General features: G+C 46.6%; 14 protein-coding genes. 1 reads left to right on the top strand and 13 read right to left on the bottom strand.

The annotated features are described in order from the left end of the window. Positions 1-14 precede the first annotated feature (14 nt). Entirely contained in the window at positions 15-1,130 is a 1,116-nt protein-coding gene (locus ACZ42W_RS02870) for a hypothetical protein (protein ID WP_464168352.1), read from the bottom strand. 195 nt (positions 1,131-1,325) lie between these two features. Here ACZ42W_RS02870 and ACZ42W_RS02865 point away from each other — a divergent pair, with 195 nt between their 5' ends. Further along, positions 1,326-2,360: a metallophosphoesterase gene (locus ACZ42W_RS02865; protein WP_464168350.1), complete on the top strand. Its 1,035-nt coding sequence runs from the start codon at positions 1,326-1,328 to the stop codon at positions 2,358-2,360. A 55-nt stretch (positions 2,361-2,415) separates the two neighbouring features. On the opposite strand, the gene ACZ42W_RS02860 is transcribed toward ACZ42W_RS02865, so the two are convergent. The 12 genes from ACZ42W_RS02860 to ACZ42W_RS02805 form a co-directional block, all read right to left on the bottom strand. Continuing rightward, positions 2,416-3,438 (bottom strand): cell wall hydrolase, encoded by a 1,023-nt coding sequence (locus tag ACZ42W_RS02860; protein WP_464168348.1) that lies wholly within the window; start codon positions 3,436-3,438, stop codon positions 2,416-2,418. A gap of 214 nt (positions 3,439-3,652) precedes the next feature. Continuing rightward, positions 3,653-4,930, bottom strand: a complete 1,278-nt coding sequence (gene larAH10 / locus ACZ42W_RS02855) for an NPN-dependent 2-hydroxyacid racemase, LarAH10 family (protein ID WP_464168346.1) — start codon at positions 4,928-4,930, stop codon at positions 3,653-3,655. A gap of 346 nt (positions 4,931-5,276) precedes the next feature. Further along, the gene (locus tag ACZ42W_RS02850; RefSeq protein WP_464168344.1) at positions 5,277-5,615 is read right to left on the bottom strand and encodes a MazG-like family protein; all 339 of its coding nucleotides are present in this window, start codon (positions 5,613-5,615) and stop codon (positions 5,277-5,279) included. Between the two features lie 15 nt (positions 5,616-5,630). Continuing rightward, positions 5,631-7,463 carry a S41 family peptidase gene (locus ACZ42W_RS02845; protein ID WP_464168342.1) on the bottom strand — a complete coding sequence of 611 codons (1,833 nt, stop codon included), beginning with the start codon at positions 7,461-7,463 and terminating at the stop codon, positions 5,631-5,633. A 158-nt stretch (positions 7,464-7,621) separates the two neighbouring features. Beyond that, positions 7,622-8,299: an AroM family protein gene (locus ACZ42W_RS02840; protein ID WP_464168341.1), complete on the bottom strand. Its 678-nt coding sequence runs from the start codon at positions 8,297-8,299 to the stop codon at positions 7,622-7,624. A gap of 62 nt (positions 8,300-8,361) precedes the next feature. After that, positions 8,362-9,324 (bottom strand): ABC transporter ATP-binding protein, encoded by a 963-nt coding sequence (locus ACZ42W_RS02835; protein ID WP_464168339.1) that lies wholly within the window; start codon positions 9,322-9,324, stop codon positions 8,362-8,364. Continuing rightward, positions 9,321-10,298: an ABC transporter ATP-binding protein gene (locus ACZ42W_RS02830; protein ID WP_464168337.1), complete on the bottom strand. Its 978-nt coding sequence runs from the start codon at positions 10,296-10,298 to the stop codon at positions 9,321-9,323. The genes ACZ42W_RS02835 and ACZ42W_RS02830 overlap by 4 nt, the downstream gene beginning before the upstream one ends. Before the next feature lie 12 nt (positions 10,299-10,310). After that, a complete protein-coding gene (locus ACZ42W_RS02825) occupies positions 10,311-11,255 on the bottom strand; it encodes a DUF1177 domain-containing protein (RefSeq protein ID WP_464168335.1) in 945 nt (314 codons plus the stop codon). Between the two features lie 65 nt (positions 11,256-11,320). After that, on the bottom strand, positions 11,321-12,586 hold the full coding sequence (locus ACZ42W_RS02820) for a M20 family metallopeptidase (RefSeq protein ID WP_464168333.1): 1,266 nt from the start codon (positions 12,584-12,586) through the stop codon (positions 11,321-11,323). Between the two features lie 95 nt (positions 12,587-12,681). Next, the gene (locus ACZ42W_RS02815; RefSeq protein WP_464168331.1) at positions 12,682-14,250 is read right to left on the bottom strand and encodes an ABC transporter substrate-binding protein; all 1,569 of its coding nucleotides are present in this window, start codon (positions 14,248-14,250) and stop codon (positions 12,682-12,684) included. A gap of 42 nt (positions 14,251-14,292) precedes the next feature. Beyond that, positions 14,293-15,138 carry an ABC transporter permease gene (locus ACZ42W_RS02810; protein ID WP_464168329.1) on the bottom strand — a complete coding sequence of 282 codons (846 nt, stop codon included), beginning with the start codon at positions 15,136-15,138 and terminating at the stop codon, positions 14,293-14,295. Positions 15,139-15,157: 19 nt separating this feature from the next. Then, the gene (locus ACZ42W_RS02805; RefSeq protein ID WP_464168327.1) at positions 15,158-16,168 is read right to left on the bottom strand and encodes an ABC transporter permease; all 1,011 of its coding nucleotides are present in this window, start codon (positions 16,166-16,168) and stop codon (positions 15,158-15,160) included. Between the last annotated feature and the right edge of the window lie 91 nt (positions 16,169-16,259).

The raw sequence follows: 16,259 nt of genomic DNA, 5'->3' as shown, positions 1-16,259 counted from the left end.
CCCCTTTATCTATCTCAATTCATCGGATTGATGGGTGGATCAATAGGTGGGTTTCCCATTTGAGGTTCAATATTTACTGGAGGCACAATTTCGTTAGGAATTGGACCTGCTTCTGGAAGCACGGGGATTTTCGGCTTTCTCTGAATTAACCCGGAAAGCTTTTTCCAGACAGATCCTCCTGCATTTTTTATCGGTGTCAAAAAACGAACCGGACCCATGGGTTGCTTCACCTGTAAGATGACCGGCCCTTGCGGTACATGCCCAAGGTGTTGCGGATTCTCAACCGTGATCATCACACGAGTATAATGTGCCAGGGGAACTTGACTGCGGAATTGTGCCTGATAAACTCCATTCCCGGCAGGTCTTAATATCCCAGCTAAAAATCCTGTCTGACCTTTATTATCCACTAGATAAGCTGCATACGTTCCAATCCCTTGCCCCATTAAAGTATTGGGCGAGGGTAGATTCGCGATGCACGAAAACACATTATCCGGTGAGATCGTAGCAATACCATTTGCATTGATTCCTGCTTGTGCTGCTTCTAACATAAATTGCCTCGCTTGTGGCATACCCGGACCAGGTCCACCGGCTCCGCCCCCATTTCCTAAAAACGAGAAAGGCCCTGTTCCCATATTACCACCCCCTTGTGGTATAGCTTGCTGTTGCCGCTGCGGTTTTGGCCCGAAAAATCCTCCACGGGAGTTATTGATCTGACCATCCTTCTGGAAGAAACCACGCTTTTTTAATTCTGATCCTAAGTTATTACGAATAGATCCGCCCGGGGCTCCACCCATCATAGGTCCAGGATTTTGCATGGGAACCTGACCCATTCCACTAAAACCCTGCATCCCAGAGGGTGGCATTCCTGCTGGCGGCATACCCATGGGAGGCATTCCTGTCGGTGGTATTCCTGCTTGTGGTGCACCCATCGGTATCCTTCCGGCCCCAGGTGGGAACCCCCCTCCAGCAGCATTAGCAGGTCCTCCTCCTTGGCCAAATCCCCCAGGCATCGTAGCCCCTTCCATTGGGAATCCCCCCGGTCGCATCATACTCCCCGGGACCATTCGCCCGGGACCTCTAGGGTCGGCCTGTCCAAACGAGCCATTTCCCTGATCCCTGCTGAATCTCACATTTCTCCCTCCTGACATTCACCTGACTTCTCGTAAATAGGATATGTGCAAAGAGAGTATTTTGTGTTGGGGGCGAGGTGTGCTACTATCATTCTTAGATGTATCTCTAGTAATACAAGTTCGGTATATCTAATACCAGTTGAAATATCTGTAAGAACGTCATTGAGAAAGTCACAAGAAACAAAGAGGAGGAAAATGATGCAGAAACCAAATCCCCCTATCTCCCGAAGAACCTTCCTCAAAGGTCTCGGTGGCTGGACAGCTAGTCACTGGCTTCTCTCCTCGACTTTAATCGGTGGAGGTGGCGTCCTTGCTTGGACAAGCCATGATACCCTTACTCTAAAAAAAGAAGTCTGGGATCTCAATTATCCTGAGCTTCCATCTCAGCTTAATGGGAAAACCATCGTCCAACTCTCTGATCTTCATCTCGAGAATCTACCCCTTGCTCCCGAAAAAATCTCTGCTGCTGTAAATTCAGTATCTCCAGACCTCCTCGTCCTAACTGGGGATTTAATCTCTGAGCGTTCAGACCTTACAAAGGTTGCAGCCTACCTCCAACCTCTACAAGCTCCCTTAGGAAAATATTTGGTCATGGGGAACAATGACTACTCCCACTTTTCTCGCACCCTTTTTATGCGTTATCAGGAGCTTCTTGGCACCATGGGGTGGGTTCCCCTCATTAATGATTCTGAATTTCTCAGTGATTTAAACCTCTGGGTAATCGGTGTGGACGATCCAGCAACAGCCCACGATGATGTTGACAAAGCCTACTCCAAGCTAATGAGTAATCCTTCCAGAACGTCTCCTTCTCTTGGTCTTGCCTCTCGCCCCCTCTATCCTCCATCCTCTTCGTCAGCATCGACACCTTCACCTTTATCCTCATCCTTATCCTCCACATCTTCATCTTCTACATCCGCACCTTTTCGCCTTGTGCTCGCTCATTCCACTGACTGTCTCGATGGCATCTACAAATATGGGGCAGAACTCTTTCTAACGGGACATACCCATGGCGGACAAGTCCGGCTTCCTGGGATGAAACCCTTCGTCACAAATACCTTTCTAGGAGACCAAGGAATTTACGAGGGCTACCATGTCATAGAAGGAATCCCCCTGTACATCAACCGTGGAATCGGAGAGAGCGGGATCCCGATTCGTATCAATGTCCCTCCAGAAATTGCTGTATTTCGTTTACACAAGGGCCAAGGGGACCCAAAACATACGACGATTTAAGCCTGCCTCGCATGAGCGAAGCAGGCTTTTCTTTCAGGGAAGAAATGAATTTAGTTTAAATACTGAAGGTGTGATTTCCAATCGTTTTAATGACTGGGCGACTCTTAATCCAGCGATCCGTAGCAGTCTTGGGGTTGTAGTAATAGATTGCCCCTCCTGTTGGATCCTTACCTTCTAAAGCTGCTTCAGCCGCACGGTAAGCTGCTTCATCTGGGGTTAAGTGAATCTGCTTATCTAGGACCGCCGTGAATGCGCCTTGCTGATAAATCACAGAATGAATTGTTTTGGGGAAGCGAGAATCTTCCAAGCGATTTAATACAACCGCCCCTACGGCGACTTGCCCCTCAAAATCTTCTCCCCGTGCCTCAGCATGGATCACTCGGGCAAGCAGTTCAACATCTTCTTTCGTGAACGTTCCTTGCCCACGTGAAAGAGCTGCAGAATTCCCCACTGTCCCTTGTGAACTTACTTCTGCGCTTTTAACCGTCGGGGTCTCTTCCGAAACCTGAACCGGAACCGAGGTTATCGGTTGAAGAAGAATCGTATAGCTTTGCTGATCTTGACCTGCGACATCTTCAGAGACATCCTTAGGGACATCTTCAGCAGCACTTACATTTTCCTTCTCATTATTGACAAAAATCTCTACTGTCTGCACTGGGTTATCCCCCTTTGCAAGCGAAGATTCCTGCTTGGGTGTAACCTCTGCGACTGCGGCTACCACGTGATTGAGTTTGAAAAAATTCTCGTCCTCCGAGACATTGACCCAGAGTCTCTGACCCGCCTTAATTTCATCCGGTTTCCGAATTCCATTCAGGCTAATAATTTGACGTATCGTTGTCTGATATTTTCGGGCAATCCCAGACAAGGTTTCCCCAGGCTGAACCGTTATGAGTTTTTTTCCTCCCTGAAGATTACTCTCATAACTTGTGCCCGTTTTCTGCACCTTGGCATCTTGCACACGAGATGTGCTAATGCCGGATTCTCCATGCACAGGATAGACCATACTCTGCCACCAGAATAATGTCATCACCCAGCAGAGGAAAATCGCCGAGGCTTTTCGGCATCGTCGGTGTGGCAAACAAAATCACCTCTTGAGATTTAAGAATTATTCCTATTCTTTCCCAATATCAGTGATTTTTATAACTATATAAAAAAAGCCAAGGATTAGACGTATAAAAAACGCCCTTTTCCTTGGCTTTTTAAAGCCATTTAAATATCATTTCAAAGGTTCTTCTAGGATGCAAATTACGTACATAATCCGATAAGCAAACCTTACTAAATTGAAAACATTTTTAACCCTTCTGTGCGAGCGGAATCGTTGCTCCACCGTAAGGCATTAAGATAATCTCCTGCTCTTCTTTACTAACTTGAGCTAACTCCAAAGCCTCTTCAAGTGAATTGACTCCGATAATTCCCATCGGCTTGACGAGCTCTGGAGCAATCGTCGAGTAAAGCACCACCTTCGCTTTCTGAGCAGCTTCTACAGCAGCGTAGAAGATATATCCAGGAATCGTAAAGTTTTTACGAAGCTCAGGATCAAGCTTACTTTCCTTGAGAGGGTCATTCCAACCGAAGAACTCCGTTGCCCCAGCACCTTCACGACACTCCGCTAAGACAAGTATCGTCCCCCCTCGCTTCACCGCAAGCGAGGCATTAAATAAGGATTTCGTACTTTGATACAGCGATATATCCTTCGGAAAACCACCACAGCTTACAAGGACGAGATCAGCCTTTTTCTCGATCGGTACTCCATAGTTATCATCTGCCCATTGGCAGCCATCTTCCCAAGCCTTAAGCCAATGTCCGCCGACTAATCTCGCGATTTTGCCATCCGTATGAATGATGGAGTTTATGAGAAAGTCCGGATTCACGAAACGTGCAGCATCAACCATATCCTCATGCAAGGGGTTATCAATGAGCGCCCCCACTCCAATCAATGGGTTAGACTGTTCTGCCTCTGGATCTAAGGCATGTAGATGATTCTGGGCGATCGTTCTCCGACTCGCTACTCCAGGGAGGATGGATTTACGTCCCCCACCAAAGCCTGCCATGAGATGATGCACGATACCGCCAGTGAGAATCACTTTGCGGTCTACCACCAAGCGGTTCACAACCACTTCCGTACCCCGTGGCGTCGTCCCGACCTGTACCATTTCGGAATGGTCGCAATCATGATCGATAATCTGGAGGCGAGAAAATAGCTCCTCACCGACAATTTTCTTTCTCTCTTCAGGAGTCTGCTCCCGATGTGTCCCCGTGGCCGTCAGGATGAGAATATCTTCATCCGGAATTCCCAAGCTATTCAGGCGTTTTACAATCGGTGGTAAATACTCATGGAGTTTGACCAACCGTGTAATATCACTCACGACAATCGTTACCTTATCTCCTGCCTGAAAGAGGGTATTAAACGGCTGAGAAGCAATCGGGTCATCTAGAACCCTTTCAACTTCCTTTTCTACATCCTGAAGAGTCTGAATGTCCTTCGCGTGTAACTCCTGAATTACGTTTTCGGGATTAATCTGGAAGTGCAGATATCCTTCGCCATATTTAAATGTATACTCTTGCTTCATGAAATTACCTCCCCGAAAAAGATAAAATAAAAGCACCCCAAGAAAGGGTGTTGACTCCAACTACACACCTTCCTACCATCCTACAGATATTAAATTAATATGTTGAAACCAACCTGAAAATCTACTGTCCTGCTTTTTTGCTTAGCAACTAAGCAAAAGAAACCATTTATCGACTATACTATAACCCTTGGAAATAAGACTCAACTGTACTATAACGATAGTCTATCTCAACCCTAAAGCATCTGTCAATCCCTTACAGCAGTAAATAAAGACCTAAAAGCTAAGGCCTCAACACTACCCCAACCTCTTAGTACCTCAGCTTCACCATAACATGACAGTTCTTACCCTAATCACAATAGCCCTTCTGCTTGAGTTTAGTGATGTGCTCCTCCATGATCTTTTCGATATCAATCCCGTACTGTTCCTCCAAGACGAACATCATCGTCACCGCGGTTTGCGCGACGTCGACAAGTTCTTGGGCGACCATTTGCATCGCCTCAGCTTCTTCCACTCTAAGCTGCTCACCGCTCAGCCCCCGGAACTTCCCGATAGCCTGTGCGAGTTCTCCCGACTCCTCCATAATCTTCAAAGCCGTACTTTCTAAAGAAGGACTCAGCCGATTCAAACGCGGTAAAGTCACAGTCTTCGAGTGGCGAAGGCTTACACTTACTTGGTGATTTTCCATAATCCACTACCCCTTCTATTCCATAATCGCCTGACCATAATCACTCGGATTCAGCGCCGGTTTAAACTCCGGTATACCATAGAGCTCCGGCCTAACAGCAAAGCCCCTAACTCCGTCTTGAACCTTAACCTTCCCCATTGTATTCATTGATGTGCTTAGCGAAGCAGATTCTTCCCCGCTTATCGTCTTAGCTACCGCCAGCGCTCCCTCACGCAGAGCGACCCCATCCTTCCCATGAATCCCACGATGCGTGAGAAGCCAATACGTTCTCCCTGCTTCAAGACGCTCCTCAGGGATGACACGTACCGCTTGGTCATCGATTGGTTCGAACTCAAGCGGAATACGGGCCCCACTTTCACTCTCGATGAGCTCCAGACTCTCACGGGTTACGCTCGTCCAGTCAATGGGAGCGGTAAAACGAACGGTAAATTTTTTATCAAGCGGAAGCTCGGTCAATTCATTCAGACCTCGATAACTTGGATAGAAAAGTGGCCAGTTCGCAGCCCAATCCGCTTCAGAAAAAGTGTTCCAGCCCGATCCACTACCTTTACTTAGATCCGCGTGAGAGACCAGAGTGCGGGTCAGCTCGGAATAGGTTGCCCAATAAACAGAAGTCCTTACCTTATTCAGTGGAATCTCCCAAGACTTACCCCCTGCCTTAAGTTGAACCTTCTCAGAAGGATTTCCGCTCTGCCCAGCATTTATACTTTCGACTTGATGATTTACCCCCTCCAGAAGGAGTTCCGCTAGCCGCTTTGGATCACTTTCCACGATTTTAAGATCTGGACTGATTCCCACCTTATTGATTTCCTTGCCAAACGGCGAGAAGAACTTCGCAACCGTCATTTTTAGAACCCCGCCCTCTGTAAGCGGGAACATACTCTGTACTGATCCTTTTCCATAAGTACGATTTCCCAGAATGGTGGCCTTCCCATAATCCTTGACGACAGCCGTCAAGATTTCTGAAGCACTCGCACTATTTTCATTCGTCAAAAACATGACAGGCTCATTTAAGAGAAACTCTTGCTTTACCCCAGCATAAGGGGTCAACGTTTGAGAACGGCCTTTGGTTTGGAGAGCGGTTTGGTCTCCGATAAAGTACCCTGCTAGACTCAAGGCAGACGTCAAATATCCACCTGGATTATCCCGTAAGTCAATAATCCAGGAATCAACCCCTTTTCCTTTGAGCTCCCTAGCAATTCGTTCGAAGCCTGCCGGGGTGGTCGCTCCAAACGACTGAATCCCTATATACCCCGTATGTCCATTAACCACTTCCCCGATTACTGTCGGGACTTCGATTGCTCTTCGCGCAACATTCAGATCGAGTTGTTCTTCGCCTCGGATGATAGTGATCTGTACCGTACTCCCATCTGGGCCGCGCAGTAGCCCCGTTGCCAGCTCTTGAGAAAGACCTGCAAGAGGTTGTCCTGCCGCTTTAACGATGACATCCCCCGCTCGAAGTCCCACCTCACCTGCTGGAGAACCCGGCATCACTGAGGTAATCGCAACTCCCTCTGGAACAATATTGATATACACTCCAATTCCAGAGAAAGTCATATCCATCGAATTGAGGAAATCTTGATATTCACTTTCTGTGAAGAATTTAGTATGTGGATCACCTAGTTTTTGAAGGATCTCCTCGATACTCGGAGAGCTTAGTACCGAATCACCCACAGGGTCTACATAACCACTTTGAAGCAAGTCACGGACTTCCGTCAGCTGACTCCCCAAAGCGAGCATCGGACTCGATACACTTAAAATCAGAGCAAGCGTGGTAGCTGTTAACGCTTTCCACGCTTTTCTCGTATGACCTCTTAGAAGGCAAAATCCTAATCTTGATTTAGACATTTCATTATCCCCCTTTGTCGTATAACAAGAATTCGACAAACTTTGTTCAATTCCTGTTAAGCAAAGGCTTAGTTAAAACTATCAACGCATCAGAAATTTTAGGCGTATAAAGAAGAAAAGCCGATTCTCCTTAAAGTAAGGAAAACCAGCTTTTCATTCTAAATCATTTCCGAAAGAATCTTAGCCATCAGCGAATTCGATAAAATGATAGGTATACTCGCATGTCGATTCACAAGTTCCCGATGCTCCTCAGTATACCCCATACAATCTAAGAGAATAATCTCGACACCTGAAGCCTTTAGAGTTTCGACAGCTCGTTGAAAATCCTCCGCTTTAGACACGTACGGGGAAGCTGCAGCAAAAAACGGGTGAAGCCCATGTCTTTTAAATTTACCCACAAGACTTTCCTTTTGTTCTTGCAGGGGAACAATCACACCGAACTTTAACCCACGAACCATCGCTGCTACAGCGGGGGTGATAATCTGATCAGGTTCGATTAAATGGGCTTTACGTGTCTTTAAGCCTTCGAAAACCCCTGTACAAAGTACCAAAATCTTTTCACAGCCCTCTTCCTCAAGTGCATAAATCCGCCCTTGGAGAATTGGCCATATTTTCTCCCTCGCCATGACCACTGAACCACCCGTACTCAAGCGAGAGGTCAGTACATAATCCTTGGGTCCAGGCGCAAACCGACTTGTGATTTCTTCCAGCCTGAAGCCATCCAAGACCCCCGTTTGAAGCACCTTAACCTCTTCACCCAAGTGCTTCTCTAATATCGGACCAACATCTACACGAGGAGATTGGCCGATGGTTACCACACCAAGTTTCTTCTTCATAAGCTTTACTTCCTTAAGGAGATATGATGAAACGAGGGACCTGTCCCCCTGTTCCAAGGGCTTTAGCACAAATGACAAGCCACAAAACGCCCGGTCGATACTTCCTTCCATTCTGGAACAACAGAGCGGCAAATATCCGTCGCAATCGGACACCGGGTATGGAACGTACAACCTGAGGGCGGATTCGCTGGATTCGGCACATCGCCAGACAGGATGATTTGGTTTTTCGGGGCCTCCGGATCAGGTACAGGAACTGCGGACATCAGAGCTTTTGTATAAGGATGAAAGGGCTCCTGAAACATTTCCTCCGTTGGGGCAAGCTCTACCATCCTCCCCAGATACATGACGCCGACTCGGTTACAGATAAATTTAATCACTGACAAGTCATGGGATATAAAAAGATAGGTTAAAGAAAATTTTTCTTGTAGATCTTGCAGTAAGTTAAGGACCTGAGACTGAATCGACACATCGAGAGCAGATACAGGCTCATCACAGACGATAAACTTGGGATTGAGAGCAAGCGCTCTAGCAATTCCGATTCTCTGCCGTTGACCTCCGGAAAATTCATGGGGGAAACGCTCCGCATGATAGGGCGATAGGCCGACCACTTCCATTAATTGAGCCACACGGTCTTTAATTTCAGCTTCACTAAGTTTCAAGTGCGTACGAAACGGTTCCTCTAGGGTTCTTTGCACTGTCCACTTCGGATCCAAAGAAGCAAACGGATCCTGAAAAACAATTTGCATATTCGTCCGGAAACGACGTAACTCCTCGGGGTTAAGCTTACGAATATCGACCCCTTCAAACAGGATTTCACCCTCAGTCGGCTCAAGCAAGCGTAGAATCGCTCGGCCCGTTGTGGACTTTCCACAGCCTGATTCCCCGACGATTCCAAGGGTCTCTCCCGCTTCTACCGTAAAGGTGACCCCGTCGACAGCCCTGACCGCTCCAACCTGTTTATTAAATACCCCTTTGGTAATAGGAAAATGTTTTTTTAGACCTTTTACTTCAAGTAAGGTACTCATCGGCTTCCCTCCTGACTGAGCAGACATCGGCACTGGTGTCCTGGTGCAACGAGGGTAAGTTCAGGTTGAGCCCCCTCACAGTGTGACCTCCGCTCGGAACAACGTGGAGCAAATCGACATCCCTTAGGCATTTCTAACGGATTAGGTACTTGTCCCGGGATAGAGGAAAGACGCTTTTCCTTCCCCGCAAGTGAGGGCAAAGATTTCAAGAGTCCTTTTGTATACGGATGTTGTGGATTCTTAAACAAATCCTTAACCAGGGCCTCTTCCACGACTTGTCCAGCATACATAACCACGACCCGTTCACACATCTCCGCAACCACACCGAGATCGTGGGTAATCAGAAGAATCGCGGTCTCATTTTCCTCCTGAAGTTTACGCATGAGATTAAGAATCTGAGCCTGGATCGTCACATCTAAAGCGGTAGTCGGTTCATCTGCGATTAAAACACTCGGGTTACAGGCCATCGCCATAGCAATCATAACCCGTTGACGCATCCCGCCGGATAGCTGGTGAGGATATTCCTTTGCTATCATTTCCGGTCTGGGAATTCCCACCCGTTTTAGAAGTTCAACTGCCTTGTCAGAAGCTTCTTTTTTTTCAAGTTTCAAGTGGAATCTTAAAGCCTCGACAATTTGATTCCCAATTTTGAAAACTGGATTTAACGAGGTCATCGGTTCCTGAAAAATCATGGCAATCCGATTTCCCCGCAAGGATTGCACTTCTTTCTCAGGCAGAGTAAGAAGATCCCGACCTTCAAATAATATCTTCCCGCCGGCGATCCGACTTGTATCTTTTGCAAGAAGCCGCATCACAGACAAAGAAGTGACACTCTTTCCACAACCTGATTCTCCGACGATTCCTAACGTTTCCCCACGATGCAGCGTGAAATCCACCCCATCGACCGCCCGAACCACTCCGTCCGGGGTGAGAAACTCCGTTTTCAAATCAGATACTTTGAGTAGCGGCTCCATTTTTTGTCCTCCTTACGAGCTTTCGTTGACACCACCGAGCGTTTGCAGATGGTTCATCGAGCCATAGAGTTCCTGAAGATGTGCAAATTCGCCTTCATTATAGAAGGAACATTTCTGTCGACCAAATTGTTTCGCCGTTTCTAAGGCAAAGCGTGCAGCTAAGGCTACATCGACTTCATGACTCGCACCCGTAGCGCATCCTGGTACTGCAGTCTGGGTCGTGATAGCAACCCCAACCACAGGGGCCTTCGTTGCCACAGCAGGCTGCAAAATACTATTTAAGTGATGAAGATCATTACCATAAGGAGTTATATCTTGAGTAGATAAGGCAAACGTCATCGCAGGTTGGCCCGAAACCGTTTGTAGTATATCGATTAAGTCTTCGCTGATACGGAGGATATATCCTTCCTTGACCGTTGGCGAGATCGCAATCCCTTTATGGTTAATGACACGATTTCCTTTGGTCGTATCAATCGAAAGAATAGCATCCATTTCTGGGACCACTTCATACTGGTTCATCGTCAAGATATCTACCGGCGAACCCATAAAGGGTACCGGGTCATGAGGTTGGGTCGGCGCATCAGGACAAATGTGAGTACAGATCAGAACATCCCCCTCCAAGAAGTCCCCCTTAACCTGCATCTCCACGAGTTTAGCCGCTAAAGCGATTGCCGCCGCAGCCCCATCCCCATCAGAAACATACCCGATTTGTTCTGGACGTGCACCGAGTCCACCCAGTCGGCCGATAACCCCAAGAGTCGGACTATTTCCGCCCTGGACTTTACCGTTCGTCCCCGGGATAAGGATTTTAACAAAATCTGTACTTCCTTCTTCCCCTCGAACGCGATCAACGAAAACTTGAACATCCTTTTTAGCGAGTAAATAATCTTTAACAACTTGCCCAGATACATATGAGCTATCCATCAAATCCATAACTTCGATAACTTGCTTTAACAAAAAAGCCGACCTCCCTTTTCATCGTGTCTTAGTCTCATCCTGTAATAATTCTTTGCCGCCACGGTCTACTTCTGTTCTTCATCTTTTATACCAAGATAGTCCAAAGCAGTTAAAGCATAGACCTTCGCGGATTCGATAAGATTCTGCACAGGCACTCGCTCGTTAAAGGAGTGAATTCCGGATAAGTCGGCTGGACCATACTGCAGAACAGGGATGCCATGGGTTCGGAAATGCCGAGCATCACTAGAAGCCCACTGCAGTACTCCATAGGCTTCTTCACCTGTCACTTCGCTGATATTTTCCACGAGAAGCTTCACGATATCCTCCGTCGGTGACGTCCAATTAGCATTGCCTTGGAAGCCATAAGGCCTAATTTCTACGTCAATCCCAACCTCAAGTAAAAGACGTTTTGCCTCAGCTAAAACATCGGTATATTCTAATCCAAAAGGCACCCGAGTATCCACCTGAACCGTGCAGCGATCTGCCACGATGTTGACTTTGGTTCCCCCATTGATGGTGCCGATATTCACGGAAACGTGGTCGATAACATCGCTAAAGTCTTTCGGCTCACGTTCTTTAATGTAAGCTTTCGTTAAATCGATTATCGCCTGAACATCAGCCGGAATATTCGGCTTCATTTCCCAAATTTTCTGTAGTGCTTCGATCCCTTTAGCTGCCTTAACAATTGCGCTTTCCCCATTTAAAGGAGATAAACTTCCATGGCCAGGAACACCTTGCACCGTAAACTCGAACCAGCAGCTTCCCTTCTGACCAATCGTTGGATTCAAACGAGAAGAAGGTTCAGCAATCACACAGGCCGTTCCTGTAATCAAGCCCTTATCCAAGACCCAGGGAACCCCCAAATGTCCTCCTGTTTCTTCATCAGGCACAACAAACAAAGAGAGTTTCCCATCCAGTGGAACTCCCAAACGAACCAAAGTACTGGTGGCGAAAAGTAAGCCAGCTAGCCCACCTTTCATGTCGCTTGCACCCCGACCATGTATATAACCATCTTTGACTAGCCCACTAAAAGGAGGATACTCCCATCGACTCAAATCTCCTGCAGGAACCACATCCGAATGGCCACAGTAGAGAAGATGTTTATCTCCTGAATTGCCAACTGAAGCTACGAGATTCCACTGCGTGTCAGAGGCCTGATGAATCGTCGTCTCTATCCCTGCTTCCTTGAGATAATCCATTATAAACTCACTGACCAGCCGTGAATCACCCGGGGGATTCTCACTCGGAATTTGAAGTAATTTTGAACAAAGTTGAATGAGTTCATCTTGATTACGTTCAATCTCTTCTCGTACTTTTGCTTTCCAGTCCATAATCCACACCTCATTTACATTGCTACAAGCTACCCCCGGTTAGTTGGAACCGGGGGTAGGAGAATGACTATAGATTCGTTATTGGTTTAGATCCCTTATTTCGCCAGAGGATAGAAACGAATAACTTCATCCGGGTAGTAGACATACCCTTTAAGATTCTTATTTAAACCGACAACACGGTTGTACTCATACATATAAACCCAAGGAGCTTCCGAAGTGATGATTTCTTGAGCTTGCTTGTAGAGGACTTCGCGCTTAGCTTGATCCGGCTCAGAGTTTGCTTGTTCCCATAGCTTATCGACTTGAGCATTTTGATAGTTACCATAGTTTGAAGTGCCTTTTCCGTATAAGAGGAAGCCGAGGTGGTAGCCCGGATCATTAACGAAGGAGGTCCATTTGGAGAGATAAGCCGCTAGATTTTTTTGTTTTTGCATTTCTAAGAATTGTGCACGAGCAACTTTTTGGATATTCATCGTGACACCAATTTTTTGAAGCTCTGACTGAATTAGAACGGCATCGTCTTCCCAATCTTGGAATCCGGAACCTAAAGTGAAGTCAAAGCTAAAGCCTTTCTCGTAGCCAGCTTCTTTCAAGAGTTGTTTTGCTTTTTCTAGATCATACTTGTAAACAAAGCCTGCATCAGTTGACCCGGGAGTATTACTAGGTACTGCACTCTTAAGTTGTTTCGCTTGATCATACATAACATCATGAAGGAGCTTGTCATAAGGGATAGCATAAGCAATCGCCTGACGCACTTTTACATTATCAAAAGGTTTTACCTTGCTGTTTAAAGCCATATAGAGAATTCGGTTACTCGGATCAGAACGAACAGTGAGTGCCTCATTTTTCTTTAATTCAGCAACATCTTTAGCAGGAATTTCAATGGCTAAATCGACATCACCCTTACCGAGTAAGAGAACACGGTTCGAAGCTTCCTTGATGAACTTCATGGTTACTTTATTCGTTTTTGGGGCCCCTTGCCAATAATCTGCATTAGCATTGAAGATTGCCTCGCTTGCAGGATCCCATTTCTCTAATTTGAAGGGTCCAGAGCCAGCTGCAGCGGTTTTTAGGTAATCGGCTCCTTTATCCTTCACAGCTTTCGAATCAATGATGGAGAAGGTGTACATCGCAATAATTTGCGTGAACATATGATTGGCTTCCTTGAGTTGAATCTCCACGGTCTTAGCATCTTTGGCAGTAACTTTCTCGATTTTCGTTAGCCCGTATAAGAAGCTACCTGACTTGGAATTTTTAACGTGATCATAGGACCACACGACATCCTCGGCAGTTACCGGGTTGCCACTTTGGAATTTAGCTTTCTCATTGAGGGTAAAGGTGTAGGTTTTGTTATCTGAGGAAACTTTCCATTCCTTAGCGAGCATCGGCTTGATTTCTTCCGTTTTAGCAATTTCTGCACCATTGACGGTTTTGGTCGCATAGGTTATCAACTGGTCATACGCTGCCAGAACGAGCGTATCCGAGGTGAGGTCATTCGCCTCAGCCGGATCCATTGTAGACCCTCCTTCAGAGTAAGCGACCACGATGTCTTTGCCTGTTTTAGGTGCATTGTTGGCGGCTTGATTTGCATTACTTCCACAACCGACTGTCGTAATGAGCAGCGCTGAGGCTAAGATTGCCGCAATCCATTTGACCTTTTTCATACTTCATCCCCCATCTCGTTTAATATGTTGCTTGTTGGTATATCATTTGCCAGTACGAATCCGCGGATCTAAGATGTCCCGTAATCCATCTCCCAGCAAATTAAACCCTAAGATTGATGTCGCAATCGCTAATCCGGGGAACGTGACAATCCACCATTCACCGGAAATAATGTACTCTCGCCCCTCCGAAATCATCGCTCCCCATTCAGAGATGGGTGGGCGAACACCCAATCCTAGAAAGCTAAGGCTTGCCGCGGTAAGAATCGCAAAGCCTAGACCCAGGGTTGCCCGAACGAGCAACGGAGCCAGCGCATTCGGGAAAATATGTTTAAGCAAAATCTCGCTGTTCTTAACCCCAATCGCTCGACCTGCTTCCACGAACTCCTTCTCACGCAGAGAAATTGTTTGTCCAAACATAAGCCGCGCAAATTCGGGAATCCCGACAATCCCTACTGCAATCATGGCACTCATTAACCCCGGTCCAATCGAAGCCGCAATGGCCATCGCCAATACAAGTGAAGGAAAGGCCAGTAACGTATCCATCACACGCATGATCGTATTCCCGAGTTTTCCTCCAAAATAAGCAGCTATTCCTCCTAAAGGCACACCGATGGAAAAGGAAATTCCTACTCCGATGATTCCCGTCCAAAGCGATATTCTAGCTGCATAGATTACCCTGCTAAAAATATCCCGCCCAAAATTATCCGTTCCAAACCAGTGACTCCCACTCGGGGCCTGGAGCTTAATAGCTGTATCAGTAGCATTCGGAGCATAGGGCGCAACGAGTGGAGCAAAAATCGCAGCTAACGTCCATAGTACGATGAAGAAAAGACCGATGAGGGCTAAACGATTCTTTAACAGATGTATCCAGATTGACTTTTTTGCCATGATCGTCCACCCTCCTTATTTATTCGTAACGAATTCTTGGATCGATAAGTCCATAGACCAAATCGACAAGCAAGTTAATAATCATAAATAAAATGGCACTTAAGAGCGTAAACGCTTGAATCGGAGCATAATCTGTGGCGAGGATAGATTCCGTGATATAACTTCCAATTCCAGGCCAAGCGAAAATCGTTTCCGTGATAACCGCACCCCCGATAAGATAACCGAACTGTAATCCCAAGACCGTCAAGGTCGGAATCAAGGCGTTGACTAAGGCATGTTTATACACAACCGTACTTTCACTCAGTCCTTTGGCTCGCGCAGTTCTGACGTAATCCAACCCGATGACTTCGAGCATACTCGATCGAGTCATCCGAGCCACGATGGCCATTGTTCCCGTACTTAAGCAAATAGCTGGTAGAATGATTTGCCTGAGTGATTGCTTTAAGGCCACCATATCTCCAGTGATGAGGCTATCGAGGATATAGAGTCCCGTGATATGGGTTGGCGGATAGACTCCCTGACTAATCCTTCCGAGCGGAGCAGGTGCCATCCCCAATTTAGCATAAAAGATATAGATGAGAACGAGACCCAACCAAAAGATTGGAATGGCTGCCCCCAGCAAGGAAAAAACTCTCGAAATGTGATCCACCCATGAATTCTTCTTTGTCGCCGATAACACCCCCACTGGGATCGCGATCAAGATTGCAAAGAACATACTAACAATAGTCAACTCTAAGGTTGCCGGAAATCGTGTCGTAAAATCCGATATAACGGTATGCCCTGTATGCCAAGCCGTTCCCAGATTCCCTTGAACCAGTTCTTTAGCATAATCTACAAACTGCATATAAAGCGGGTCATTCAAGCCCATCTCTAACCGGATTTTTTCAACGACTTCAGGAGGAGCCTGTTCTCCCGCCAGCATAATAGCCGGATCCCCTGGCAAAACACGAGACAGGATGAACGTAATCAGAATGATTCCAATAAGGCCTGGAATTGCATAAATCAGTCGACGCACAACATAAGCAACCAAAATTACTCATCCCTTCTCCGAAGCTTTATAGTTCAGTTATTTCCGCAAATATATTATCTGCAATTTTATCGAATTCCTTGTTTGATTACTA

This window comes from Desulfitobacterium elongatum (assembly GCF_055378975.1).
Note: the sequence above shows the minus strand (reverse complement) of the source record. Positions and strands in the feature narration are given on the sequence as shown.

Bases quoted from the DNA above. Each gene is read 5' to 3' on its own strand.
- ACZ42W_RS02865 (WP_464168350.1), top strand. From the start codon at position 1,326: ATGATGCAGAAACCAAATCCCCCTATCTCCCGAAGAACCTTCCTCAAA.
- larAH10 (WP_464168346.1), bottom strand. From the start codon at position 4,930: ATGAAGCAAGAGTATACATTTAAATATGGCGAAGGATATCTGCACTTC.
- ACZ42W_RS02850 (WP_464168344.1), bottom strand. From the start codon at position 5,615: ATGGAAAATCACCAAGTAAGTGTAAGCCTTCGCCACTCGAAGACTGTG.
- ACZ42W_RS02845 (WP_464168342.1), bottom strand. From the start codon at position 7,463: ATGTCTAAATCAAGATTAGGATTTTGCCTTCTAAGAGGTCATACGAGA.
- ACZ42W_RS02840 (WP_464168341.1), bottom strand. From the start codon at position 8,299: ATGAAGAAGAAACTTGGTGTGGTAACCATCGGCCAATCTCCTCGTGTA.
- ACZ42W_RS02835 (WP_464168339.1), bottom strand. From the start codon at position 9,324: ATGAGTACCTTACTTGAAGTAAAAGGTCTAAAAAAACATTTTCCTATT.
- ACZ42W_RS02830 (WP_464168337.1), bottom strand. From the start codon at position 10,298: ATGGAGCCGCTACTCAAAGTATCTGATTTGAAAACGGAGTTTCTCACC.
- ACZ42W_RS02820 (WP_464168333.1), bottom strand. From the start codon at position 12,586: ATGGACTGGAAAGCAAAAGTACGAGAAGAGATTGAACGTAATCAAGAT.
- ACZ42W_RS02815 (WP_464168331.1), bottom strand. From the start codon at position 14,250: ATGAAAAAGGTCAAATGGATTGCGGCAATCTTAGCCTCAGCGCTGCTC.
- ACZ42W_RS02810 (WP_464168329.1), bottom strand. From the start codon at position 15,138: ATGGCAAAAAAGTCAATCTGGATACATCTGTTAAAGAATCGTTTAGCC.